The following is a 24,398-nucleotide window of genomic DNA, read 5'->3' as shown; positions in this document are numbered from 1 at the left end:
GCCTTTCTCGGGTGGGGTCAGTACTCGACGGCGGTGCGGCGCATCAGCCGGCGGAGCGCCAGCGTGATCACCCCGACCATCACGAGGCTGACCAGGGCGGCGGCCGTGGCCATGCCCAGTTGCGGGGCCGAGGTCTGCGGGAACGCCTCGGTGTAGACGTACATCGCGGTGTTCCAGGTGCTGACCGGCGGCTGGTTCGAGCTGCTGCCGCCGTACATCAGGATCAGTTCGAAGATCTTCACCGAGCTGACCGTCCAGAGCACGGCGCAGACCGAGATCACGTCCCAGGCCAGTGGCAGGGTGACGTGCCGGAACCGCTGGAAGGCGCTTGCGCCGTCCAACTCGGCGGCCTCGTAGAGGTATTCGGGGATCTGGTCGACGGCCGCCATGATGATGGCCGTGTAGTAGCCGGTGGCCGTCCAGACCAGCGTGGCGACGATCATCGGGAAGAGGTTGTCGGTCGCCAGCCACTTGGGCGGCGCCGCCACGCCCAGCCAGTGCAGCACGGTGTTCACCGGGCCGTCGGGGGAGAACAGGAAGCCGGCCGCGATGCCGAACACCATCGCGTTGACCAGGCACGGGAAGAAGAGCACCGACCGGGCGAACAGCCGGGCCCGCATCTCGCGCAGCACCAGGGTCAGCGCCAGGCTGATCGCGAAGGTGATGGCGCCGCCGACGACGAGGATCTCCAGGGTGTTGAGCAGCGAGGTGCGGAACGTCGGATCCCCGAACAGGAGCTGGTAGTTGTGCAGGCCGCGCCACTGCTTGGCGCCCATGCCGTCCCACTTGTACAGGCTGGTCCAGGCGGCGTAGCCGATCGGGGCCAGGAACAGGACCGCGTAGACGAGCAGCGCGGGGCCGGCGAACGGCCAGAAGATGCGCCGGTGTTGACGTTCCAGGGGCGCGGTGCCGGAGCCGGCCGGCGGCCGCCCTTCGCGCCGGACCGCGGTGCGGTCCTGGAGTGCGGTGGCCATGGGATCAGTCCTGCGACTTCCAGAAGGAGACCTGGTCGGATTTCATCTTCGAGACGAACTGCTCGGCGCTGGTCTTGCCGTGCCACAGGTCGAGGAAGTTCTGGTTGAGGACCTTGGTCGGGTAGCTGCCCGCGACGCCGCCGTAGGTGAGTCGCACCGGCGCGGAGTCCAGTGCCTTCTGCACGTCGGCCAGCACCGCGGGGGCCGGGATGTCCGGGCGCGGGGTGATGTTGCCGGCCTCCGTGGAGATCCCGCCGAGCACCTTCTGCTGCTGGAAGTAGGCGATGAACTTCTGTGCGGGGGCGACGTTCTTGGCGGTCCTGGGCATCGAGAAGCCGAAGAGCATCGAGTCGGCGTTGGTGGCGCCGGGCGGCAGCATCGCGCCCATCTTCCAGTCGGCCGGGACCTGCTTGGCGACCTCGTCGGTGACCCAGCTGCCGTCGCTGTAGAAGGCGGCCTTGCCGGCCGACCAGTTGGTCTCCTGTGCCGGGAACTTGGTGGCGTCGTAGCCGCCGAGCAGGTAGCCGCCCTTGACCAGCTGCTCGACCTGCTTCACCGCGGTGAGCACCGCCGGGTTGTCCCAGCCCGCCCCGGACTTGTCGGAGCTCAGGGCGCTGAAGTCGACGCCGCCCGCGGCCAGCAGGTAGTCCAGGGTCAGGCCGTTCTCCCAGGCGAGCTCGCCGTCCGAGGCCAGGCAGGCCCGGCCCTTGGCCTTGAGGGCGTCGCAGACCTTGAGGAAGTCGGCCCAGGTGGCCGGCGGGGTGGGCATGGCGGTGGCGAGGTCGGGGTCGGCGGCGTTGTAGAACAGGCCGGCCGAGGAGACCTCGTACGGGATGATGTAGTGGTTCTTGCCGTTCGGGTCCTTCGGCAGGGCGTCCAGGTACTTGGCCGGGATGACGTCGGAGACCTTCTTGCCCTCGCCGGGCACCTCCATGCCGAGCACGTCGGACAGGTCCAGGGCCTGGCCGGCCTGGGCGGTCGCGGCGTAGACGGCGTCGGCGCCCTGGTCCCACAGGTCCGGGGCCTGGCGGGCGGCTATCGCGGGGCCGATCTTCTTGGTCACGTCGCGACCGGCCCAGGTGACGTCGACCTTGATGCCGGTGTCGCTCTGGAACCGGTCGATCGCGGCCTGGATCACCTTCGCCTGCGGCTCGCCCGCCCGCCACATCGACCAGTAGGTGAAGCCGCCCGCCTTGGCGCCGCCGCCCGTCCCGCCGCTGCCGCAGGCGCTGGCACCGGCCGCGAGCACCACGGCCGTCGCCACGCCGACGACGCGTCTGGCGGTCTTCGTCTTGCTGTTCATGCGCTGTTCCTCTCAACGGGACGCCCGCATCCGCCGTGCGTCGACGGGTTCTGCTCTGCACAGCAGCGCGCTGGGTGGGAACAGTAGGGTTCACTTGACCGGTAAAACAAGACCCTGTCGCGAGACTCGTCGACCGATGCGAAGTCGTGACGTCGCCGACCTGTGGATCTTCACAGGTCGGCGCTGTCGCAGGATGCGGGGAGGATTGACCGCCCACTCCGACGGCGTTAGATTTGCCGGGTATTTCTTGGACCGGTAAAGCATTTCGGGAGTGGACGCTCATGGTGACGATGCAGGACGTGGCCGAGCGTGCGGGGGTCACCAAGCAGACGGTCTCCAACGTCGTCACCGGCCGGATCCCGGTGCGCCCGGCGACCGAGGCCCGGGTGCGGGCGGCGATCGAGGAACTCGGCTACACCCCGAACCTGGTGGCCCGATCGCTGGCCACCGGCACCACGATGACGGTCGGCCTGTTCGTCCCCACGGTGACCAGCCCCTTCTACTCCGAGATCGTCCAGGAGGTGGAGGACCTGCTGGAGCGCGAGGGCTACCACCTGCTGCTCTGCACGACCCGGCTGGACGGCGAACGCGCCCGGCGGCAACTGGCCGGGCTCTCCAGCCGCCTGGTGGACGCGCTGCTGATCGCCGGAGACCGCGACCTGATCGACCACCTGCCGCTGCTGGCCGACGCCCGCTTCCCCGTGGTGCTGTGCGCCTGGGAGACGGAGGCGCCGGACACCCACCCGGTCGTCACCATCGACTACGAGCGCGCCGGCTACCTCGCCGGCCGACACCTGCGCGACCTCGGGCACGAGCGCGTCGCCGTGCTGGCCAGCCTCCCCTCGCACGCCGGCCGGGTGGCCGGGTTCCGGCGGGCCTTCGCCGCCGACGGCCTGACGATCCCCGACAGCGCGGTCTTCAGCACCCCCGAGTCGTCCGCCGCCGGGGGGTTCGCCGCCGCCGGCGCCGCGCTCGCCGCCGACCCCGGCCTGACCGCGATCTTCGCCACCCAGGACGTCCTGGCCCTGGGCGCGCTGGACGCGGCGACCGCGGCCGGGCGCTCCGTCCCGGAGGACCTGTCGGTCGTCGGACACGACGACATCGAGGAGGTCCGGCGCTCGCGTCCGCCGCTCACCACGGTGGCGATCCCCAAGCGCGAGATGGCGCAGCAGGCGATCGAACTGCTGCTGCGGGCCGTCAAGAACGGCGGCGCGTCCACCAACGCCCTGCACCTGCTGCGGCCCACGCTGATCGTCCGGGAGAGCAGCGGCCCGGTCCGGGGCGGCTCGGCCTGATCCCGGTGGCGCCGGGGGGCGTTTCCGGACCCCGCCCGCGATGACGCGCCGCCGGTCCTCCTCCCTCGAATCGCCCTGCCCCGCGTCGCGGATCGTTCCGGTCCGAAAGTGCCCCGTGCCCGCCGGGCTCCGCGCATCCCGGTGACCCGAACGGCCCCGTCGGCTTGCGCCCCTCGGGCGACCCCTTCGGCTCACCGGACCGGCGTTCGATCCGAACCGTTGCTATGACTGTGGTTGAGCCATTTCGTCCGGCTCCCATCCCCGAGGAGGCATCCTCATGGGTGCTGCAACAACCGACACCGACGTGGTGCACATTCTCTGGATCAACGCCGGTCTCAGCTGCGATGGCGACTCCGTCTCGCTGACCGCCGCCATGCAGCCGAGCATCGAGGAGATCGTCACCGGTGCTCTGCCCGGCCTGCCCCAGGTCGCGGTGCACTGGCCGCTGATCGACTTCGAGTGCGGCCCGGTCCAGGGCGCGGACAACTTCGTCGAGTGGTTCTTCAAGGCCGACCGCGGCGAGCTCGACCCGTTCGTCCTGGTCGTCGAGGGGTCCATCCCCAACGAGAAGATCAAGAAGGAGGGTTACTGGTGCGGGTTCGGCGACGATCCCGCGACCGGCCAACCCATCACCACCAGTGAGTGGCTGGACCGGCTCGCCGCCAAGGCCACCGCCGTGGTGGCGATCGGCACCTGCGCCACGTACGGCGGCATCCACGCGATGGCCGGCAACCCGACCGGTGCGATGGGCGTGCCGGACTACCTCGGCTGGGACTGGAAGTCCAAGGCCGGGCTGCCGATCGTCTGCGTGCCGGGCTGCCCGATCCAGCCCGACAACTTCGCCGAGACGCTCACCTACCTGCTGTACCAGCTGGCCGGCTCCGCCCCGATGATCCCGCTCGACGACAAGCTGCGGCCGGCCTGGCTGTTCGGCGCCACCGTGCACGAGGGCTGTGACCGCGGCGGCTACTACGAGCAGGGCCAGTTCGCCACGGAGTACGGCACTCCCGAGTGCCTGGTGCGGCTCGGTTGCTGGGGTCCGGTCGTCAAGTGCAACGTCGCCAAACGCGGCTGGACCAACGGCATCGGCGGCTGCCCGAACGTGGGCGGCATCTGCATCGCCTGCACCATGCCGGGCTTCCCGGACAAGTTCATGCCGTTCATGGACCCGCCGCCCGGCTCGCGGGTCTCCACCGAGGCCAGTTCCGCGTACGGGGCGCTGATCCGCCGACTGCGCGCGATCACCCAGAAGACCGTCGACAAGGAACCGAAGTGGCGCCACAAGGGCGGCCGTCTGACCACGGGCTACCGCCCGCCCTGGTGACGCCCGGGGCCGCACGCCTGCGGGTGTGCGGCCCGTCGCCGCCGCCCGCTCCCCCTCCCCGCTCGTAGAGAAGGGCACGACACACACGATGGCACCGACTACCAAGGCGGCCGGCGACGGCAACGGCCTGACCGAGATGTCCTGGGACCCGATCACCCGGATCGTGGGCAGCCTCGGCATCCACACCAAGATCGACTTCAAACAGAAGCGGGTCGCGGAGTGCTACAGCACCTCCTCGGTCTTCCGCGGCTACAGCGTCTTCATGCGCGGGAAGGACCCGCGGGACGCGCACTTCATCACCAGCCGGATCTGCGGGATCTGCGGCGACAACCACGCCACCTGTTCGGTCTACACCCAGAACATGGCGTACGGCGTGAAGCCCCCGCACCTCGGAGAGTGGATCATCAACCTCGGCGAGGCCGCCGAGTACATGTTCGACCACAACATCTTCCAGGAGAACCTGGTCGGGGTCGACTACTGCGAGAAGATGGTCCGCGAGACCAACCCGGGCGTGCTGGAGCTGGCCGAGCGCACCGAGGCGCCACACGCCGGCGACCACGGGTACCGGACCATCGCCGACATCATGCGCTCGCTCAACCCGATCGAGGGCGAGTTCTACCGTGAGGCGCTCCAGGTCAGTCGGTACACCCGGGAGATGTTCTGCCTGATGGAGGGCCGCCACGTGCACCCCTCCACGCTCTACCCGGGCGGCGTCGGCACGGTGGCGACGGTTCAGCTGTTCACCGACTACCTGACCCGGCTGATGCGGTACGTGGAGTTCATGAAGAAGGTCGTGCCGCTGCACGACGACCTCTTCGACTTCTTCTACGAGGCGCTGCCCGGCTACGAGGAGGTCGGCCGGCGCCGGGTCCTGCTCGGGTGCTGGGGCAGCCTCAACGACCCCGACCACTGCGACTTCACGTACCGCAACATGTCGGACTGGGGCCGCAGGATGTTCGTCACCCCCGGCATCATCGTGGACGGCAAGCTGGTCACCAACGACCTGACGACGATCAACCTCGGCATCCGGATCCTGCTCGGCAGCTCCTACTACGAGGACTGGCAGGGCAAGGAGCTCTTCGTCACCCACGACCCGCTGGGCAACCCGGTCGACCCCCGGCACCCCTGGAACCAGCACACCATCCCCGCCCCGCAGAAGCGCGACTTCGACGACAAGTACAGCTGGGTGATGTCCCCCCGCTGGTTCGACGGCAAGGATTACCTGGCCCTGGACACCGGCGGCGGCCCGATCGCCCGGTTGTGGTCCACCGCCCTGTCGGGGCTGGTCGACATCGGCTACATCAAGGCCACCGGGCACAGCGTGCAGATCAACCTGCCCCGCTCGATGACGAAGCCGGAGACCACCTTCGAGTGGAAGATCCCGCAGTGGAGCAACGCCATCGAGCGCAACCGCGCCCGCACCTACTTCCAGGCGTACGCGGCGGCGGCCGCCCTCCACTTCGCGGAGAAGGCGCTGGACGAGGTGCGCGCCGGGCGCAGCCAGACCTGGGAGCGCTTCGAGGTGCCGGACGAGTCGATCGGCTGCGGCTTCACCGAGGCGGTGCGCGGGGTGCTCTCCCACCACATGGTGATCCGCGACGGCAAGATCGCCAACTACCACCCGTACCCGCCCACCCCGTGGAACGCCAGCGTCCGTGACAGCTTCGGCACCCCCGGCCCGTACGAGGACGCGGTGCAGAACACCCCGATCTTCGAGGAGAACACCCCGGAGAACTTCAAGGGCATCGACATCATGCGCGCGGTGCGCAGCTTCGACCCCTGCCTGCCGTGCGGCGTGCACATGTACGTGGGGGGCGGGCGCACCCTGCAGACCATGCACGTGCCCACCGGCCTGAGCGGGCTGGCCGGATGACGGCCGAGCAGACCGGACAACGCATCCAGGAGACCCTGGACGCCCTGGCCGGCAGCGGCGCCGAGCAGGCGGGCGAGCAACTCGTCCGCGACCTGATGGAGTTCTACGGCGGGGGGCTGGCCCGGCTCGTCCCCGCACTGCCCCCGTCCGTCCTGGCGCGGCTGCTGGACGACCCGGTGGTGGCCGGGCTGCTGCTCCTGCACGATCTGCACCCCGAGGACGTGAGCGCCCGGATCGGCCGGGCGCTCGCCGCCCTGCCCGAGCAGGTCGAGGTGCTCGGCTTCGACCCGGGCACCGGCACGCTGCGGCTACGCCGGACGGCCTCCGGCTGCGGCTGCGGCGAGCAGGAGGTGGAGGCCGTACTCGCCTGCCACGCGCCCGAGGTGACGGCCCTGGAGCTGGAACGCGCCCCGCAGCTGCTGCAGATCGGCACCCGCCCGACCCTGCCTGCGGAGGCGCGATGAACACCCGCCGGTTCTCCCACGCGGGTACCGCCCTGCTGCACCGGCTGCGCGAGCCCGCGCCGCCGCGGCCCGAGCGGTGCGCGTTCTGCGGCCTGGACCTGCCACCCGGCCACCGCCACCTGGTGGACACCGAGGAGCGCGCCCTGACCTGCACCTGCACCGCCTGCGGCCTGCTGTTCCAGCAGCCGGGCGCGTCCGACGGCCGCTACCGCAGCGTGCCGGACCGCTGCCTGGTCGATCCGGACGGGCGCCTGGACGAGCAGTCCTGGTCGGCGCTGGGGATCCCGGTCGGCACCGCGTTCCTGTTCCGCAACGCCGCGCTGGACCGGCTGCTCGCCTGCTACCCCGGGCCGGCCGGTGCCACCGAGAGCGAACTGGACGAGGAGGCCTGGCAGCGCGCCCTCGGCGCGAGCCGGCTGGCCGCCGCGCTGGAGCCGGACGTGGAGGCCCTGCTGCTGCGCCGGGACGGCCGGCTGGTCGAGTGCTTCCTGGTGCCGATCGACGTCTGCTACGAGCTGGTCGGCCGCTTGCGGCTGTGCTGGCACGGCTTCGACGGCGGGGCCGAGGCGCGGGCCGAACTCGACGCGTTCTTCGCGAGGTTGGCCGTCCGGGCCCGTCCCCTGCCCGCGGAGGTGACGGCGTGACCGCCCTCGGCTTCGCCTGTACCGGCGTGCGCTCCGAACCGTACGCGGCCGGGCCGACCCTGGTGTTCCGGCTGCGGATCACCGCCCCGGCCGACACCCGGGTGCACGCCCTCGCGCTCCAGTGTCAACTGCGCATCGAACCGGGCCGCCGGTCCTACAGCGGGGCGGAGGGCGAGCGGCTGACCGACCTGTTCGGCGAACGGGAGCGCTGGGCGACCACGCTCAACCCGCTCCAGTTCGCCACCGTGCCGCTGCTGGTGCCCGGATTCACCGGCGAGACCGAGGTCGACCTGGTGGTGCCGGGCAGCTACGACCTGGAGGTGGCCTCCGCCCGCTACTTCCGGGCGCTGGACGGCGGCGAGGTGCCGCTGCTGCTGCTCTTCTCCGGCACCGCCTTCGCCGGCCCCGGCGGCTTCCAGGTCACCCCGGTGCCCTGGGACAAGGAGGCCTCGGTGCGGATGCCGGTGCGGGTCTGGCGTGAGGCGATCGACCAGCACTTCCCCGGCTGCGGCTGGCTGCGGCTGCCGGACGACCTGATGGACGCCCTGCTGGCCTACCGCTCCCGGCGGGCCCTGCCCTCCTGGGAGGCGACGGTGCGGGAGCTGCTCGCGACGGCGGCGGTCGGGGAGGGGGTCCGGTGAGCGCCTTCCCGACCGGGATCGAGAGCGGCTTCGCGGCCGCCCGGCAGATCGCCGACGCGGTGCTGCTGGAGGGCTACGTGCTCTACCCGTACCGCGCCTCGGCGGCCAAGAACCGGCTGCGCTGGCAGTTCGGCGTGCTGGTCCCGCCCGAGTACACCGCGCAGGGCGGCGAGCACTCCCACCAGCGCACCGAGTGCCTGGTGGAACCGCGCGGCGGCGACCGGTTGGCCGTCGAACTGCGCTTCCTGCGCGTCCAGCGGCGCACCGTCGAGCGGGCCACCGCCACCGGGGGCTTCGAGCCGGTGGGACGGCTGGAGCTCGCCGACCGGGTGTTCGTCGAGTGGGACGAGGGCGTCGAGGAGCGAATCGAACTGCTGCTCCCGGTCGATGAGTTGGCCGGAGACGGGGTGCTGCGGCCGTTCCGGCTGCCGGGCGTCGGCGAGACGGAACTGCTGCGCGAGAACGACGCGGCCGTCGGCCGACTGGTGCGTCGCCGCGAACAGGTCGACGGCCTGTTGCGGCTGACCGCCGAGGAACTCCCCGGCCCGTACCGGGCGCAGCGCCTGACGGTGGTGGTGGAGAACACCTCCACCTGGACACCGGCCCGGCACGCCCGCCGGGAGGAGGCGCTGCCGCGCTCCCTCGTCTCGGCACACCTGCTGCTCGGACTGGAGCACGGCTGCTTCCTGTCCGTCACCGACCCGCCGGAGTGGGCCCGCCCGGCCGTCGAGCGGTGCCGCAACGAGCACACCTGGCCGGTGCTGGCCGGACCGGACCGCGGGCGCCGGGTGGTGCTCTCCTCGCCGATCATCCTGGAGGACCACCCGCAGGTCGCCCCGGAGAGCCTCGGCACCCTCTACGACGCCACCGAGATCGACGAGATCCTGGCGCTGCGGACGGCGGCCCTGACCGACCAGGAGAAGCGGGAGGCCCGGGGCACCGACGAACGGGCCGGCGCCGTGATCGACCTGGCGGACTCGATGCCGCCCGAGGTGCTGGAGCGCCTGCACGGAGCCGTCCGCGGGCTGCGCGAGATCACCGGGTGCCCTCCCGAGGCGGAGCAGCCCTGGTGGGACCCGGGCAACGATCCGGAGGTCGACCCCGAGCGGGACCGGGTGCTCGTCGACGGTCACTCGGTCGGCGCCGGCAGCCGGGTCCTGCTGCGGCCCGGCCGGCGGCGCACCGACGCCCAGGACCTGTTCCTGCACGGGCGGACCGCCGTCGTCGAGGCGGTGCTCCACGACGTCGACGGGTCGGTGCACCTGGCGGTCACGGTGGACGGCGACCCGGGCGCGGACCTGTGGCGGGCGCAGGGCCGGTTCCGCTACTTCCAGCCCGACGAGGTCACCCCGCTGGGCGAGGCCCCGCCACCGGCGGACGGCGCCGTCCGGACGGAGGGCCCGTGAACGCCGGGGCGGTCCTGGTCGCCGGGGTGGGCAACATCTTCCTCGGCGACGACGGGTTCGGCGTGGAGACCGTCCGCCGGCTCGCCGCCCACCCGGTGCCGACGGGCGTCGAGGTGGTCGACGTCGGCGTCCGTGGGGTGGACCTGGCGTACCGGCTGCTCGACGGCTACCGGACCGCGGTGCTGGTGGACGCCACCTGCCGCGGCGGGGTGCCGGGCACGGTCTACCTCATCGAAGCGGCCGCCGAACCGCTGGAGGCGCCGGTGCTGGACGGGCACCGGATGGGGCCCGACGCGGTGCTCGCCCTGCTGGCCACGCTCGCCGCCGGCACCGGCGGCGAGCCGCCCGGACGGGTGCTGGTGGTCGGGTGCGAGCCGGCGTCGCTGGAGGAGGGCATCGGGCTGAGCACCCTTGTCGCCGCCGCCGTCGAGGAGGCGGTCCAGATGATCCTGCGGGTCGTGGACGAGGCCACACAACCGGAGAGGGAGACAACACCATGCTGAGGAAACTGCTCTGCGCGACCCTGCTGGCAGGGGTCGCGGCCCTGGTCTGGCAGAGCCTGCCGGACCTCAGGCGGTACCTGCGCCTGTCCCGGATGTGAGGCGCGGATTGCTGCGAACGGTGCAGCCGCGGGCGCGGTGGCGGCGCGGCTTCGAGTCGTCGACGCCACCGCGCCCTGTAATGGGGCCCGTTGCCGCCGGCCGTGGGAAGGGACCGATGCACGAGATGTCGATCGCCGCCGCCGTCGTCGAGCAGGTGGACCGGGCCGCGCGTGAACACGGGGCCCAGGGTGTCGCGCGGGTACGGCTGCAGGTCGGTGAACTGGCCGGCGTGGTCCCGCAGGCGCTCGACTTCTGCTTCGAACTCGCCTGCGCCGGAACGCTGCTGGAAGGGGCCGCGCTGCAGGCCGAGTCCGTCGCGGCACGCGCCCGCTGCACCCCCTGCGCGGTCGAGTGGGCCGTCGGCATGCCGCCGGACCTCGGCTGCCCGAGCTGCGCCGGCGGCAGCGTCGAGCTGTTGTCCGGACGCGAGCTGCAGATCCTCGACGTCGAATGGGCCGAGCGCCCCGGCGTCCAGGCCGATCAGAAAGGCTGATGCCGATGTGTCGCACGGTCGACCTGCGCCAGGCGATCCTCGCCCGGAACGACGGCAGCGCAGGGGAGTTGCGGGCGGCCCTGGCCGCGCGCGGGACGGTGGCGGTGAACCTGCTGTCCAGCCCCGGCAGTGGCAAGACCGCGCTGCTGGAGGCCGAGTTGGGCCTGGCCCGGCGGCGCGGGGTGCCGGTCGCCGCGCTCACCGCCGACCTCGCCACCGAGAACGACGCGCTGCGGCTGGCCCGTTCGGGCGCGTTGGTGAAGCAGGTGCTCACCGACGGGCTCTGCCACCTGGAGGCGGAGATGCTCGCCGGGCACCTGGTCGGCTGGCTGCCGGACGACACCCGGCTGCTCTTCGTGGAGAACGTCGGCAACCTGGTCTGCCCGGCCTCCTACGACCTCGGTGAGTCGCTGCGGGTGGCACTGGCCTCGGTGACCGAGGGCGAGGACAAGCCGCTCAAGTACCCGACCGCCTTCGGGCTGGCCAACCTGGTGCTGGTGACCAAAGCCGACCTCGCCGCGGCGGCGGAGTTCGACGAGACGGCGTTCCGGGCGAACGTCGCGCGGGTCAATCCCGGGGTGGAGGTCGTCCTCACCTCGGCCCGGACCGGCCGGAACGTCGGCGTCCTGCTGGAGCGGGCGCTGGCCGTCCTGGACGGCGCCGAGCCGCACCGGCCGGTCATGTCCGTCGACCACGGACCCGGGCACCACCATGGACCGGGGGAGCACCGCGGGGAAGCGGAGCACCAGCACGAGCACCAGCACGGGCACGGCCATGCGGAGCCCGACCACGCGCCGGCCGTGGTGCGGGACCCTTCGTGACGACCGGTCGCCAGGCGCTGGGCCCGGAGCGGCGGAGGGTCGCCATCCGCGGCCTGGTGCAGGGGGTCGGCTTCCGGCCGTTCGTCTACACGCTGGCCGGTGAGCTCGGCCTCGCCGGCAGCGTCACCAACACCGGCGAGGGCGTGCTGGTCGAGGTCGAGGGCGGCCGCGAGGCCGTCGCCGCCTTCTGCCGGCGGGTGGCCGACGACGCTCCGCCGCTGGCCCAGGTGGCCTCGGTGGAGTCCGCGCCGCTGGCCGCCACCGGCGGCACCGGTTTCGCCATCGTCCCGTCCCGGACCGACGGCCCCCGGGCCACCCTGATCCCGCCCGACGTGGCCGTCTGTGCCGACTGCCTCGCCGAACTGGCCGACCCGGCCGACCGCCGGCACCGGCACCCGTTCATCAGCTGCACCAACTGCGGGCCCCGCCACACCATCGTGACCGGCCTGCCGTACGACCGCGCCAACACGACCATGGCCGGCTTCCCGATGTGCCCGGACTGCGCCCGGGAGTACACCGACCCGGCGGACCGCCGGTTCCACGCGCAGCCGGTGTCCTGTCACGCCTGCGGACCGCGGCTCGCCCTCATCGTGCCCGGACACGCCGACCTGGCCGGGGAGGCCGCGCTCGCCGAGGCGCGCCGGCGGCTGGCCGCCGGGGCGATCCTCGCCGTCAAGGGCATCGGCGGCTACCACCTGACGTGCGACGCGCGCGACGCCGCCACCGTCGCCCTGCTGCGCCGGCGCAAGCGGCGCGGCGACAAGCCGTTCGCCCTGATGGCCCGTGACCTCGCCACCGTCGAGGGCCTGCTGCCGCTCGGCCCGGTCGAACGCGAGCTGCTCACCGGAGCGGTGCGGCCGATCGTGCTGCTGCGCCGCACCGGCGCGCTGCGACCCGCGCTCGCGGCGGTGGCCCCGCGCAGCCCCGACCTCGGACTGATGCTCCCCTACACGCCGCTGCACCACCTGCTGCTCGCCGCACCGGGGCCGGACCTGCTGGTGATGACCAGCGCCAACCTCTCGGGCGAGCCGATCGTCACCGACGACGCGGAGGCGCTGACCACGCTCGCCCCGCTGGTCGACGGCTGGCTCACCCACGACCGGCCGATCCACGTCCCCTGCGAGGACTCGGTCGTCCGGGTGGTCGACGGCGAGCAACTGCCGCTGCGCCGCTCCCGCGGGTACGCGCCGCTGCCGCTGCCCCTGCCGGTGCCGGTCCGCCCGGTGCTGGCGGTCGGCGGCGACCTGAAGAACACCTTCGCGCTGGCCCGGGACGGTTACGCCTGGCTGTCGGGCCACATCGGGGACATGGACGACCTGGCCACCCTGCGGGCCTTCGATCGCGCGGTCGAGCAGCTGGGCACGGTCAGCGGGGTGCGAGCGGAGTTGCTGGCCACCGACCGGCACCCCGGCTACCGCTCGGTCCGGCACGCCGAACGGACCGCTGCCGGCCGCCCGGTCCACCGCGTGCAGCACCACCACGCCCACATCGCCGCGGTGATGGCCGAGCACGGCCTGGACGGGAGCCGGCCGGTCCTCGGCGTGGCCTTCGACGGCACCGGCTACGGAGAGGACGGCGCGATCTGGGGCGGCGAGGTGCTGCTGGCCGACTACGCCGGCTTCCGTCGCCTCGCCCACCTCGGGTACGTGCCGCTGCCCGGCGGTGACACGGCGGTCGAGCGCCCGTACCGGACGGCGCTCGCGCACCTGCGGGCCGCCGGCCTGCCCTGGACGCCCGGGCTGCCGTCGGTCCAGGCCTGCCGGGATGGTGAACTTCGGCTGCTGGAAAGGCAGTTGGAGCGCGGACTGAACTGCGTGCCGACCTCCAGCATGGGGCGGCTGTTCGACGCGGTGTCGTCGCTCGCCGGGATCTGCCACCGTGCCGGATACGAGGCCCAGGCGGCGATCGAACTGGAGGCGGCGGCGCACGGGTTCGGTTCCGCGCCGGGGTACGCCTTCGGGCTGCGGCCCACGGCGGACGGCTGGGTCGCCGATCCCGGCCCGGTGCTGGCCGGGGTGCTGGCGGACGTGTCCGCCGGCGCGCCCGACGGTCTGGTCGCCGCGCGCTTCCACGCCGCCGTCACCGAACTGGTCCGGCGGGTCTGCGGGTTCGTCCGGGAGCGGCACGGCACCGGCACGGTGGCGCTCAGCGGCGGTGTCTTCGCCAACGCGCTGCTCTCCTCGGCCTGCGCGCGCGGCCTCGGGGACGACGGTTTCACCGTACTGCGGCACCGGCGGGTGCCGCCCAACGACGGAGGGCTGGCGCTCGGCCAGCTGATGGTGGCCGCCCGCTCGGCGGCCACCCGGGAGGAGTGAGGGCGGATGTGCCTGGCGGTGCCCGGCAGGGTGACGGAGATCGCGGAACGCGACGGGACCCGGATGGCGGTCATGGATTTCGGCGGAGTGGTCAAGGACGTGTGCCTGGAGTACCTGCCCGACCTGCGGGTGGGCGAGTACGCCATCGTGCACGTGGGCTTCGCGCTGCAGCGGCTGGATGAGGAGTCGGCCCGACGGACCCTCGACCTCTTCGCGGAACTCGGCCTGCTGCAGGAGGAGTTCGGCGACCCGTGGGAAGCGGCTCGAGTGGCCGAGGAGGCCGGACAGTGAAGTACCTGGAGGAGTTCCAGAATCCGGAGCTGGCGAGCGGCCTGCTCGCCGACATCAGGGCGACGGTCACCCGGCCGTGGGCGCTGATGGAGGTGTGCGGCGGCCAGACGCACACCATCATCCGGCACGCCATCGACCAACTCCTGCCGGACGAGGTCGAGTTGATCCACGGCCCGGGATGCCCGGTGTGCGTCACCCCGTTGGAGGTGATCGACCGGGCGCTGGCGATCGCCGCCCGGCCCGAGGTGATCTTCTGCTCCTTCGGCGACATGCTGCGGGTCCCGGGCACCGACCGTGACCTGTTCCGGGTCCGCGGCGAGGGCGGCGACGTCCGGGTGGTGTACTCACCGATCGACGCGCTGCGGATCGCCCGGGAGAACCCCGAGCGGGAGGTCGTCTTCTTCGGCATCGGCTTCGAGACCACCGCCCCGCCGAACGCCATGGCCGTCCACCTGGCCAGGAGGCAGGGCCTGCGCAACTTCAGCATGCTCGTCTCGCACGTCCGGGTGCCCCCGGCCATCGAGGCCATCATGAACTCGCCGCACTGCCGGGTCCAGGGCTTCCTCGCCGCCGGGCACGTGTGCAGCGTGATGGGCACCGACGAGTACCCGGCGCTGGCCGAGCGCCACCGGGTCCCGATCGTCGTCACCGGCTTCGAACCCCTGGACATCCTGGAAGGAATCCGGCGCACCGTACGGCAGTTGGAGCGCGGCGAGCACACCGTCGACAATGCCTACCCGAGGGCCGTCCGGCCCGAGGGCAACCCGGCGGCCCGGGCCATGCTGGAGGACGTCTTCGAGGTGATCGACCGTGCCTGGCGGGGCATCGGCGTCATCCCGCAGAGCGGCTGGCGGCTCTCGCCCCGCTACCGGGACCAGGACGCCGAGCACCGCTTCGACGTCGCGGGGATCACCACCCGCGAACCCGCGCAGTGCCGCAGCGGCGAGGTCCTGCAGGGCCTGCTCAAACCCCACCAGTGCGAGGCCTTCGGCACGGTCTGCACCCCGCGGACCCCGCTCGGCGCGACCATGGTCTCCAGTGAGGGAGCCTGCGCCGCGTACTACCTCTACCGGCGTCTGGGCGCGCCGACCGTCCCCCAGGAGGCGAGCCCCGTTGGCTGACACCGAGATCCTGAGCGGGCCCGCCGTCGTACCCACGCCTGCGCCGGACGTCGTACCCACGCCTGCGCCGGACATCGAGCCGGCGCAGGCGCCGGACCTCTCCGGTTGGAGCTGTCCGCTGCCGCTTCGCGACCACCCCCGGGTGGTGATGGGGCACGGCGGCGGCGGCGCGATGTCCGCCGAACTGGTGGAGAACATCTTCGCGCCCGCGTTCGGCGGGCCGGTACTCTCCGCGCTCGGCGACTCCGCCGTCCTGGAGCTCGGCGGCGCCAGGCTCGCCTTCTCCACCGACTCCTACGTCGTCCGGCCGCTGTTCTTCCCCGGTGGCAGCATCGGGGACCTCGCCGTCAACGGGACCGTCAACGACCTCGCCATGAGCGGGGCCCGGGCGGTCTACCTGTCCTGCGGGTTCATCCTGGAGGAAGGGGTGGAGATGGCCGCGGTGGACCGGGTGGCCAGGGCACTCGGCGCCGCCGCCCGCACCGCCGGGGTCGAGGTGGTCACCGGGGACACCAAGGTGGTCGAGGCCGGCCACGGCGACGGGATCTACCTGAACACCGCCGGCATCGGGCTCGTCCCGGCCGGGGTGGACATCCGGCCGCAGCGTGCCGTCCCGGGCGACGTGGTGATCGTCAGCGGCCAGATCGGGCTGCACGGAGTGGCGATCATGAGCGTCCGGGAGGGCCTGGAGTTCGGGGTCGAGATCCAGAGCGACTGCGCGGCTCTCGGCGGCCTGGTCGACGCCATGCTGGCCGTCACCCCCGACCTGCACGTGCTGCGCGACCCCACCAGGGGCGGGCTGGCGGCGGCGCTCAACGAGATCGCGGTGGCGGCCGGGGTGGGCGTGGTGGTGAGCGAACGCGCCGTCCCCGTGCCGCCCCAGGTGGCCAACGCGTGCGCCGTGCTGGGTCTCGACCCGATGTACGTCGCCAACGAGGGCAAGCTCGTCGCCTTCGTCCCGCGGGGGGAGGCGGACGCGGTACTCGCCGCCATGCGCGCCCATCCGCTCGGGGCCGGCGCGGTCGTGATCGGCGAGTGCGTCGCGGACCACCCGGGGATGGTCGTCGCCCGCACCGCCTTCGGGGGCACCCGGGTGGTCGACCTGCCGCTGGGCGAACAGCTGCCCCGGATCTGCTGAGTCCGTCGCGGCGCCCGTCCAGCCGTCCGGGCTGGCCCTGGCCGGGCGCCGGGAGGCCGCCGTCACGGACTGCCGCGCCGCCGTCCGGCGTGCGGCCGGCCTCCCGGAGCGCCACCACCTCGGCCTGTGCGCCGCCCGGCCGGGCCGTGCGCGGGTGAGGTCCCCGGGTGCGCCGTGACGCGCTTCCACGCGCCGTCGGCCGCCGCCGGAGCGGCGCCTGACCCGGCGTCACACTGGCAGGTCGGGGCACCGCGCCGGTGCCCGGAACCGAGCACCGGAGGATCGATCATGGCTACCCCCTCACGCCCCGGCCGGCGGTCCGTCCTCAGGGCCGGGATGGGAATCGCGCTGGGCACGGCGGGCCTGAGCGCGACGGGCCTCGCGGCCGCCCGACCGGCCGGCGCCGCGACGACCGGGCAGAACGGCACCCCGCTGTGCGACCAGCCCGGTGACTCGGCGAGCCAACAGGGTCTGGGGTCGGGCGACCTGGCCATCCCGTACTACCGGGAGCACGACAACTCCTGGGGCTACGTGTTCGGCGACTCCTGGACCGGCATCCAGCAGAGCGGCACCTACATCGGCTCCCCGGTGATGCTGAACCAGGCGGGCTTCGACGCGTCCGGGGCGACGCCGATCTCGTTCACCTGGGCGCAGCCGACCGGCGGGCAGGCCGGGCAGCTCTTCGGCTACACCCACCGCGTCGACAACGGCTACGGCTGGGAGATCAGCCGGATCCCCAACGACTGCATCGAGTTCGGCGGCCGCACCTACCTCCAGTACACGTCCGTGTACACCTGGGGCGCCCCCGGGGACCCGGTGCTGGACCCGGGCCACGACGGCTCGCTGATGTCCGGCGTCGCCTACTCCGACGACTACGGCGTGACCTGGCAGGACTACGCGTACCACTGGCCGGGCGACCACCAGGGCGAGAACCAGTCCCTGTACGGCATGTGGTCGTTCGCGGGCATCGATCCCGACGGCTGGCTGTACGTGTTCTCCAAGCGCTGGAACGGCTCCCACGTCAACTCCGCGGACGGCGGCGCGATCCAGTTGTTCCGGTACCAGCCGGACGACTTCCGGGCCGGCCGGTTCGAGGCGCAGCAGAACTGGGCGTACCTGAACGGCTCCTGGCAGTGGACCACCGCCGCGCCGCCCTCGGTGATCCTCGCCGGCAACAACACCGGGGAGTTCTCCGTCAAGCGGATCGGCGGCACCTACTGCATGAGCTACTTCGACGTGCAGCTGGGCACGATCTTCACCCGCACCGCGCCCCGGCCGGACAGCCCGTGGAGCGTACCCCTGCCGCAGATCACCGCCCTGCAGGTGCCGAACCTGTACGGCGGGTACATCCACCCGGGCAGCCCGAGCGCGTCCGCGCTGACCCTGATCGTGTCGCAGTGGCCCGGCCAGGTGGGTCAACCGCCGTACTGGGTCCGCCAGTTCGACGGCATTCGGGCCTGACCGGGCCGGCCCCGCACCGTAGGCGGTGCGGGGCCGAGGGTCCCATCAGGCGATCATGAACTCGCGGACCGCGAGCGCCCGCTTCACGATCCGGACGTCGCCGATGCAGCCGTGGAAGACCTTGTTCAGCGACCCCGCGTAGGCGTAGCCGCCCAGCATCCACGGGCGCCCCAGGGTGGTCAGGCCGACGGCCGGCGTCGCCGGGTTGCGGGCCACTTCGCAGCCGTCCACGTACATCCGGTTGAGCCGGCCGTCGTTGACGACCGCGACGTGCCACCACCGGTCCAGCGGCAGCTGGTGCCCCCAACAGGTCGACGCCCCGGTCTGGTTGAGCGGATACACGCACCACTGGAGCCCGGGGCCCTCCGACAGGCTGAGCGTGACGACGGGCTCGTCCGGATCGGTCGAGGGGCCGCTCTTGCCCGCCTCGCTGCTCATGCCCCAGCGGCTGAGGACGGCGGACCAGCGGCTGCGCGCGGAGTCCCAGTCGGCGGGAAGCCTGAAGAACGCCTCGACGGTGTAACCGCGTTCGAAGGTCTCCCGGTTCATCGGCGCGTTGGGCACGGTCTGGAGGTAGGCGCCGAGCTGGGCGGAGCCCTGGCTGTCGAAGCGCAGGCTGCCGTGGCCCGGCTGGTCGGGGTGGTGGTCGGTCGACCAGCGGAGCGCCTGGTCGGGGGCGCCCGGGGCGCTCTGCCGGACCAGGTCGTTGCCCAGCCCCGTCAGGTCCTTGACGGTCTGCCGATCGGAGACGGCCGTCCCGTCGCCCCCGCCGTTGTCGAACCGCCAGTAGGCCAGGGTGTCGCGGACCAGCAGCCCGCTCGCCCGGCGCGCCGGGCGCTTCGGGACGGGGGCGAAGCCGGCGAAGCGCCGCTCGAAGTCGATCGGGATCGAGAAGCGGTCCACGTCGGAGGTCAGCTCGGCCTCCTGGGCCGCCAGCGCGTTGCGTTCGTCGGCCGCGATCTCCTGGATCCACGGCGAGAAGGTCGAGACGTCGACGGTGTTCCGGTCGAGGTCGAAGCGGTACGCGCGGATCATCGCCGCGCCGCCGTAGTAGCGGTCCTGGTAGTTGGTGATGTGGACGTGGACGTCGTGGCCGGCCTTGTTCGTGAGGACGGTCCGGCCGGGCGGCCAGTAGTGGCCGTTGACGGTGAGGAAGATCTGGTCGTTGCCGCTGACCAGCCGGTCCCAGAGCTGCTTCCCGTAGTCGGACAGCTCCGCCTTGCCGCCGTCGTCGGCGTAGGCCAGCTCGTGGGTGGTCAGGATCACCGGGAGCTTCGGGTTGGCGGCGATCACCGCGTTCGCCCAGGCGAAGCCCGCGTCCGACAGCCGCCAGTCCAGCGAGAGGAGCATCCAGTCGCGGCCGGCCGCCCGGAAGACGTGGCAGGTGTTGTAGCCGTCCGGGCTGGAGCTACGGTAGCCGGCGGTGCGGGCGGCCCTGGCCTGGCTGAACGTCTCCAGGTAGGGGGTGCTGCCGCGCTGGTCGTCGGTCGAGGAGCGGACGTCGTGGTTGCCCGCGAGCACGCCGTAGGCCGCGCCGGCGTCGTCGAGCAGGCCGAAGACCTTCGTCACCGCGGCGTACTCGACGGGCATCCCGTGCTCGGTCACGTCACCGAGGTGGGCCAGGAAGACGATGTTGTCGTCCTGCCCGCCCTCGCGGTTCACCCCGCCGTCGAGCACGTAGCGGACCGAGGCTTCGAGCGGGGCGGGGTGGATCCGGTCCTCGTCGAAGAGGTACTGCGTGTCCGGCATGACGACCAGGGTGAACTGCCTGCTGTCGGGGTCGGGCTGCCACCGCCCGCGGCCCTTCGCCGTCTTCGCGGCCGTGCCCTGCGGGTCACCGGAGGCCTTCGCGTCGGCCGCCTGCGCGGGCACGGCGCCGAGCAGGCCGAGCCCCACCGCGCCGGCCCCGGCCCCGAGCAGCCCGGCGCCGTGCAGGAACCGGCGGCGACTGGCCGCGGCCGACCCGTTCCCGTCGAGGTCCGCGGTCCGGGGGCAGCCGCACTCGTGCGGGGTGTGGGCCTCCGCACAGGGGCCGGAATCTGATGCCTGGATGTCGTGCATGTTCGCTCCCACGAGTGGTGTGGGCCCTGACGGTAGGTACCGGGACTGGTCGGCGACCATCGGTCGGACCACGACCCGCTGAACAGCGGTCGAAATCGGCGGGCACGGCATCGACGGGCCGCTGCGGCCCGGGGCGGGGCCGCAGCGGTTACGGGAATCCGCAGGAGCCGGAGGGGTTCTTACGAACCGGAGGTGGCCGCGGACAGGGTGGTCGCCATGATCGGGCTGGTGAAGGTGTTCGTCGCATCGCCCGAAGAGGGGTGGTACGAACCCCACTTGAGGTAGTTCCTGGTGCCGTCGGAGGTGGTGCCCTTGAAGGTGCCCGAGCCGGTGGTGAAGGTCTGCTTCACGCCGTCGAACCAGAAGTCGATGGTGCCGTCGGTACGACCCAGGCGGATCTTCAGGGCGTAGGAGTGCCACTGGCCGTTGGACACCGGCGCGGTCCACAGCGAGTGCGCGACGTGGTCGGTGTCCCACTCCTGGAGGCGGACGCGGCCGTCGGTCGCATCGATCTCGATCGGGTGGTTGGCCGTGCCGGTGCTCGGGGAGCACTTGAGCTGGAAGACGTAGCGGCTGTTCGTGTCCTTGATGTCCACCTTGGACGACCAACCCAGGTAGAAGGTGTCGCCGTCCTTCAGGTCGGGGCCGAGCGTCTCGCAGCGCTCCTCCCCGGCGGCCTGGAACGCCTGCCACACGCGGCCCTTGACGGCGTCGTCGACGACGCCGAAGTTGCCCGCCGCGCACTGGACACCGGCGAAGGAGGACGGGCCCTTGCTCGTGCTCGGGGTCCAGAGCACCTGGCCGTCCGCGCTGCTCGGCGTGACCGAGACGCAGGAGATCGCGAGCGTGGCGACGGCCACGCCTCCGGCGGCGAGCTTCCGGCGGTGGGACAGAAGGGACATGTCATCTCCTCGAAGACGAGCGACCGGGCGTGCCGATCCAGGTGGACTGGACGATTCGACCACCTGCCGAGCAGTCAGGCCAGGCGGAAGCACCGGCAGAAGTGCGGAGCGCCAGTTGTGCCGATTGACGGGGTTCGAACGCCGGCCGGGTGCCGCGTCACAACCCGCCCCGGGGCAGGCGGCGACGGCAGGACACGCCTCACCCCAATGGATCGGTGAGCGTGCGCCGCTGTGGGCGGCCCTCCCATGGTGGACCGGGGACACCCCGTGCCCGGGCCGCGCTCGGATCGCGGCAGGCCTGCCGGCCGAGGACCGGGGAACGGATCGGCGGCAGTGCCACGGCACGGCCACCTCGCCGAAGAAGCGGAGACCTGATGAGGCTTGTCGTTGACCTCAACCGGTGCCAGGGGTACGCGCAGTGTGCCTTCCTGGCGCCGGACACGTTCACCATGCACGGTGAGGAGGCGCTGATGTACGACCCCGAGCCCGACGACGCGCAGCGGCTGGACGTGCTGCGCGCGGCACATGCCTGCCCGGTGCAGGCCATCACCGTGGAGGACCTGGACGGGGCGCCCGACGGCGAGCGGGAGGCCACCCATGTCGCTTGACGGTTCCCTGGAGAAGCTCAGACGCGAGGGCCACATCGTCATCGTCGGGGCCTCGATAGCCGGCCTGCGCGCCGCTGAGACCCTTCGCGCCGAGGGCTTCACCGGCACCCTGACCATGATCGGTGACGAGCCGAACGAGCCCTACGACCGGCCGCCGCTGTCCAAACAGGTCCTGCTCGGCCGGGTACCCGTCGACCACACCAGGCTGCCCCGGCGCCGGACGCTGGACGCCCGGTGGCGGCTCGGCGTCGCAGCGACCGGACTGGACCTGGCGGCCAGGCGGGTGCACCTCGCCGACGGTGACGCGGTCGACTACGACCGGCTGCTGATCACGACCGGAGTGCGGGCCCGGCCCTGGCCGAACGAGCTGGAGGCCGAGCTGGACGGGGTCTTCGTCCTGCGTACCAGCGACGACGCGGCCCGGCTGCACCGCAGGCTGAACGCGGGCCCGCACCGGGTGCTGGTCATCGGGGCCGGGTTCACCGGCTCGGAGATCGCCTCCGCCTGCCGGGAGCGGGGCCTGGACGTCACCGTCGCGGAGCGCGGGGCGGCTCCGCTGGTGGGCGCGCTGGGGGGTGTGGTCGGCGAGGTGGCCGCGAGCCTGCAACGCGAGCACGGCGTCGATCTGCGCTGCGGTGTCACGGTGACCGGCCTGGAGGGGGACTCGGCCGGACGGCTGCGCCGCGCGCACCTGTCGGACGGCAGCACGGTCGAGGTCGAGGTGGCGGTGGTGTGCCTCGGGGCGACCCGCAACACCGAGTGGCTCGCCTCCTCCGGCCTCGGCGCCGGTCCGCGCGGGATCGCCTGCGACGCCGGCTGCCGGGCCTTCGACGTGCGGGGCATCGTCACCGACGACGTGTTCGTCGCCGGGGACGTCGCCCGTTCCCCGCACCCGCTCTTCGGCTACCAGTTCCTCTCCCTGGAGCACTGGGGCAATGCGGTCGAGCAGGCCGAGACCGCGGCCCACAACATGATCAGCGCCAGCTCGGACCGCCGCCCGCACGTGTGGACGCCGTCCTTCTGGTCCGCCCAGTTCGGGGTCAACATCAAGTCCGTCGGTGTGCCGCCCATGGCCGACGAGATCATCGTCACCCAGGGGTCGCTGGCCGAGCGCCGCTTCGTCGCGGCCTACGGCTTCCAGGGCCGCATCATCGCCGCCGTCGCCTTCGACCAGGCGAAGTGGCTGGAGTTCTACCAGCGGCAGATCGAACAGGCCGCGCCGTTCCCGCCCGAGTTCGCCACCGTCGACCGGCGGCCCGAGGGGATGCACCCGGTACCGGCGGAGTTCCCCGACCCGTCGATGCCCAGCCACGGCCCCACCGTGACGCTCAGCGGCCACTCGCCGTCCGAGCGGCGGATCTCGTTCACCCCCCTCCGCGCCTGACCTGGAAGGACCCACACCATGACGTCGGTCGCGCTCCTGCGCCAGATCACCGACTACGCGAATCGCGCCGACCCCTACCCCCTGTACGCCGAGCTGCGCAAGACCCCGGTGGTGCAGGACGAGACAGGGGTCTACCTGGTCAGCACGTACTGGGAGATCCGCCACCTGCTGCACGACCCCCGGGTCAGCTCCGACGTCCGCAACCTCAGCCCCGAGGCGGCCGGCGCCGTCGGACAGGCCGAGGACCCGAACCTGCCGCCCAGTTTCCTGCGGCTCGACCCGCCCGAGCACGACCGGCTGCGTCGGCTGGCGATGCGTCCGTTCGGGCCGCCGCACACCCCGCGGCGGGTCTACGAGATGCGCGGCGAGCTCGGCGAGATCGTGTCCGGCCTCATCGACGGCTTCCGGGACAGGGGACAGATCGACCTGGTGGACGACTTCTCCTACCCCTTCCCCGTCACGGTGATCTGCCGGCTGCTCGGCGTCCCCCGTGAGGACGAGAGCCGCTTCCACGGCTGGGCCGACACGATCGCCGGCGGCCTCGATCCCGGCCACGGCACGGAGGAGGAACGCGAGGCGAAGCAGCAGGAGGTCCGGCAGGCCCGGGCCGACCTCGCCGTCTACCTCGCCGGCCTGATCGACGAGCGTCGCCGCTCGCCCCGCGACGACATGCTGTCCGCCCTGGCGACCGGCCACGGACCGGACGGCCAGATGTCGCCGGTGGACATGGTCATCACCTCGACCCTGCTGCTGATCGCCGGCCACGAGACCACGGTCAACCTGATCACCAACGGCATGCTCACCCTGCTGCGCAACCCGGACGTCCTCCAGCGGCTGCGGGAGGACCCGGACCTGGTGGTCCCGATGGTGGAGGAACTGCTGCGCTTCGAGCCGCCCGTGCAGTTCATTCCGCACCGCACCCCGCTGAGCGACATCGAGGTCGCGGGGACGATCATCCCCAAGGGCGCCCCGCTGTTCCTGATGCTCGCCTCCGGCAGCCGGGACCCGCAGCGGTTCCTCGACGCGGACCGCTTCATCCCCGACCGGACCGACAACCAGCACCTGGGCTTCGGCAGCGGCCTGCACAACTGCTTCGGCGCGCCGCTCGCCCGGCTGGAGGCGCAGATCGCGCTGACCGAGCTCACCCGCCGGCTCGACAACCTGCGGCTGGTCGAGGACCCACCGCCGTACCGCCAGAACGCGGTCCTGCGGGGGCCCCGGCACCTGGCCGTCGCCTTCGACGGCCTCAAGCAGTAGACCGGCCGGGTGGTCGACCG

At 72.4% G+C, this 24,398-nt stretch carries 23 protein-coding genes; 19 read left to right on the top strand and 4 right to left on the bottom strand.

The annotated features are described in order from the left end of the window. Nucleotides 1–17 precede the first annotated feature (17 nt). Both ACIO5E_RS23485 and ACIO5E_RS23480 read right to left on the bottom strand, forming a co-directional pair. The gene (locus tag ACIO5E_RS23485; RefSeq protein ID WP_400670970.1) at nucleotides 18–974 is read right to left on the bottom strand and encodes a carbohydrate ABC transporter permease; all 957 of its coding nucleotides are present in this window, start codon (nucleotides 972–974) and stop codon (nucleotides 18–20) included. A gap of 4 nt (nucleotides 975–978) precedes the next feature. Then, nucleotides 979–2,277, bottom strand: coding sequence for an ABC transporter substrate-binding protein (locus tag ACIO5E_RS23480; protein WP_400670967.1), 1,299 nt, complete (start codon nucleotides 2,275–2,277; stop codon nucleotides 979–981). Between the two features lie 281 nt (nucleotides 2,278–2,558). Here ACIO5E_RS23480 and ACIO5E_RS23475 point away from each other — a divergent pair, with 281 nt between their 5' ends. From ACIO5E_RS23475 to ACIO5E_RS23400, 16 genes are all read left to right on the top strand, one after another. Then, nucleotides 2,559–3,572, top strand: coding sequence for a LacI family DNA-binding transcriptional regulator (locus tag ACIO5E_RS23475; protein WP_400670964.1), 1,014 nt, complete (start codon nucleotides 2,559–2,561; stop codon nucleotides 3,570–3,572). 277 nt (nucleotides 3,573–3,849) lie between these two features. Then, nucleotides 3,850–4,896 carry a hydrogenase expression protein HypE gene (locus tag ACIO5E_RS23470; protein ID WP_400670961.1) on the top strand — a complete coding sequence of 349 codons (1,047 nt, stop codon included), beginning with the start codon at nucleotides 3,850–3,852 and terminating at the stop codon, nucleotides 4,894–4,896. Nucleotides 4,897–4,984: 88 nt separating this feature from the next. After that, nucleotides 4,985–6,769 carry a nickel-dependent hydrogenase large subunit gene (locus ACIO5E_RS23465; protein ID WP_280684492.1) on the top strand — a complete coding sequence of 595 codons (1,785 nt, stop codon included), beginning with the start codon at nucleotides 4,985–4,987 and terminating at the stop codon, nucleotides 6,767–6,769. Beyond that, nucleotides 6,766–7,233: a thioredoxin gene (locus ACIO5E_RS23460; protein ID WP_400670959.1), complete on the top strand. Its 468-nt coding sequence runs from the start codon at nucleotides 6,766–6,768 to the stop codon at nucleotides 7,231–7,233. Before ACIO5E_RS23465 ends, ACIO5E_RS23460 begins: the two co-directional genes overlap by 4 nt. Further along, nucleotides 7,230–7,877 (top strand): DUF5947 family protein, encoded by a 648-nt coding sequence (locus tag ACIO5E_RS23455; RefSeq protein ID WP_400670957.1) that lies wholly within the window; start codon nucleotides 7,230–7,232, stop codon nucleotides 7,875–7,877. Before ACIO5E_RS23460 ends, ACIO5E_RS23455 begins: the two co-directional genes overlap by 4 nt. After that, nucleotides 7,874–8,518 (top strand): DUF6084 family protein, encoded by a 645-nt coding sequence (locus tag ACIO5E_RS23450; protein ID WP_400670955.1) that lies wholly within the window; start codon nucleotides 7,874–7,876, stop codon nucleotides 8,516–8,518. Before ACIO5E_RS23455 ends, ACIO5E_RS23450 begins: the two co-directional genes overlap by 4 nt. Next, nucleotides 8,515–9,924, top strand: coding sequence for a hypothetical protein (locus tag ACIO5E_RS23445; RefSeq protein WP_400670953.1), 1,410 nt, complete (start codon nucleotides 8,515–8,517; stop codon nucleotides 9,922–9,924). The genes ACIO5E_RS23450 and ACIO5E_RS23445 overlap by 4 nt, the downstream gene beginning before the upstream one ends. After that, nucleotides 9,921–10,427: a hydrogenase maturation protease gene (locus ACIO5E_RS23440; protein WP_400670951.1), complete on the top strand. Its 507-nt coding sequence runs from the start codon at nucleotides 9,921–9,923 to the stop codon at nucleotides 10,425–10,427. The genes ACIO5E_RS23445 and ACIO5E_RS23440 overlap by 4 nt, the downstream gene beginning before the upstream one ends. Further along, nucleotides 10,421–10,525 (top strand): DUF6893 family small protein, encoded by a 105-nt coding sequence (locus ACIO5E_RS23435; protein WP_400670949.1) that lies wholly within the window; start codon nucleotides 10,421–10,423, stop codon nucleotides 10,523–10,525. Before ACIO5E_RS23440 ends, ACIO5E_RS23435 begins: the two co-directional genes overlap by 7 nt. A gap of 116 nt (nucleotides 10,526–10,641) precedes the next feature. Next, nucleotides 10,642–11,019: a hydrogenase maturation nickel metallochaperone HypA gene (gene hypA / locus ACIO5E_RS23430; RefSeq protein ID WP_400670946.1), complete on the top strand. Its 378-nt coding sequence runs from the start codon at nucleotides 10,642–10,644 to the stop codon at nucleotides 11,017–11,019. 5 nt (nucleotides 11,020–11,024) lie between these two features. Beyond that, entirely contained in the window at nucleotides 11,025–11,840 is an 816-nt protein-coding gene (gene hypB / locus ACIO5E_RS23425; RefSeq protein ID WP_400670944.1) for a hydrogenase nickel incorporation protein HypB, read from the top strand. Next, nucleotides 11,837–14,155: a carbamoyltransferase HypF gene (hypF, locus tag ACIO5E_RS23420; protein WP_400670941.1), complete on the top strand. Its 2,319-nt coding sequence runs from the start codon at nucleotides 11,837–11,839 to the stop codon at nucleotides 14,153–14,155. The genes hypB and hypF overlap by 4 nt, the downstream gene beginning before the upstream one ends. Nucleotides 14,156–14,161: 6 nt before the next feature. Beyond that, nucleotides 14,162–14,446, top strand: coding sequence for a HypC/HybG/HupF family hydrogenase formation chaperone (locus ACIO5E_RS23415; protein ID WP_400670938.1), 285 nt, complete (start codon nucleotides 14,162–14,164; stop codon nucleotides 14,444–14,446). Next, complete coding sequence (hypD, locus tag ACIO5E_RS23410; RefSeq protein WP_400670935.1) at nucleotides 14,443–15,567, top strand: hydrogenase formation protein HypD; 1,125 nt, start codon at nucleotides 14,443–14,445, stop codon at nucleotides 15,565–15,567. The genes ACIO5E_RS23415 and hypD overlap by 4 nt, the downstream gene beginning before the upstream one ends. A 73-nt stretch (nucleotides 15,568–15,640) precedes the next feature. Beyond that, complete coding sequence (gene hypE / locus ACIO5E_RS23405) at nucleotides 15,641–16,705, top strand: hydrogenase expression/formation protein HypE (protein WP_400671063.1); 1,065 nt, start codon at nucleotides 15,641–15,643, stop codon at nucleotides 16,703–16,705. A gap of 288 nt (nucleotides 16,706–16,993) precedes the next feature. Next, nucleotides 16,994–18,166, top strand: coding sequence for a DUF4185 domain-containing protein (locus ACIO5E_RS23400; protein WP_400670932.1), 1,173 nt, complete (start codon nucleotides 16,994–16,996; stop codon nucleotides 18,164–18,166). A 45-nt stretch (nucleotides 18,167–18,211) separates the two neighbouring features. Here ACIO5E_RS23400 and ACIO5E_RS23395 read toward each other — a convergent pair whose 3' ends face one another. After that, nucleotides 18,212–20,227, bottom strand: a complete 2,016-nt coding sequence (locus ACIO5E_RS23395; protein ID WP_400670930.1) for a LamG-like jellyroll fold domain-containing protein — start codon at nucleotides 20,225–20,227, stop codon at nucleotides 18,212–18,214. Nucleotides 20,228–20,406: 179 nt separating this feature from the next. Then, on the bottom strand, nucleotides 20,407–21,129 hold the full coding sequence (locus ACIO5E_RS23390; protein ID WP_400670928.1) for a heparin lyase I family protein: 723 nt from the start codon (nucleotides 21,127–21,129) through the stop codon (nucleotides 20,407–20,409). Between the two features lie 374 nt (nucleotides 21,130–21,503). Here ACIO5E_RS23390 and ACIO5E_RS23385 point away from each other — a divergent pair, with 374 nt between their 5' ends. Genes ACIO5E_RS23385 through ACIO5E_RS23375 form a run of 3 tightly spaced genes read left to right on the top strand, consistent with a single transcriptional unit; the run spans nucleotide 21,504 to nucleotide 24,378 of the window. Beyond that, nucleotides 21,504–21,737 carry a ferredoxin gene (locus ACIO5E_RS23385; protein ID WP_400670926.1) on the top strand — a complete coding sequence of 78 codons (234 nt, stop codon included), beginning with the start codon at nucleotides 21,504–21,506 and terminating at the stop codon, nucleotides 21,735–21,737. Then, nucleotides 21,727–23,121, top strand: a complete 1,395-nt coding sequence (locus tag ACIO5E_RS23380) for an NAD(P)/FAD-dependent oxidoreductase (protein ID WP_400670924.1) — start codon at nucleotides 21,727–21,729, stop codon at nucleotides 23,119–23,121. Before ACIO5E_RS23385 ends, ACIO5E_RS23380 begins: the two co-directional genes overlap by 11 nt. An 18-nt stretch (nucleotides 23,122–23,139) precedes the next feature. Continuing rightward, a complete protein-coding gene (locus ACIO5E_RS23375; RefSeq protein ID WP_400670922.1) occupies nucleotides 23,140–24,378 on the top strand; it encodes a cytochrome P450 in 1,239 nt (412 codons plus the stop codon). Nucleotides 24,379–24,398: the final 20 nt, after the last annotated feature.

Origin of the sequence: Kitasatospora sp. NPDC087314, assembly GCF_044744365.1 — a bacterium.
In the GTDB taxonomy this organism is placed as follows: domain Bacteria; phylum Actinomycetota; class Actinomycetes; order Streptomycetales; family Streptomycetaceae; genus Kitasatospora.
The sequence above is the reverse complement of the archived record's forward strand: the minus strand, read 5'-3'. Positions and strand labels throughout refer to the sequence as shown.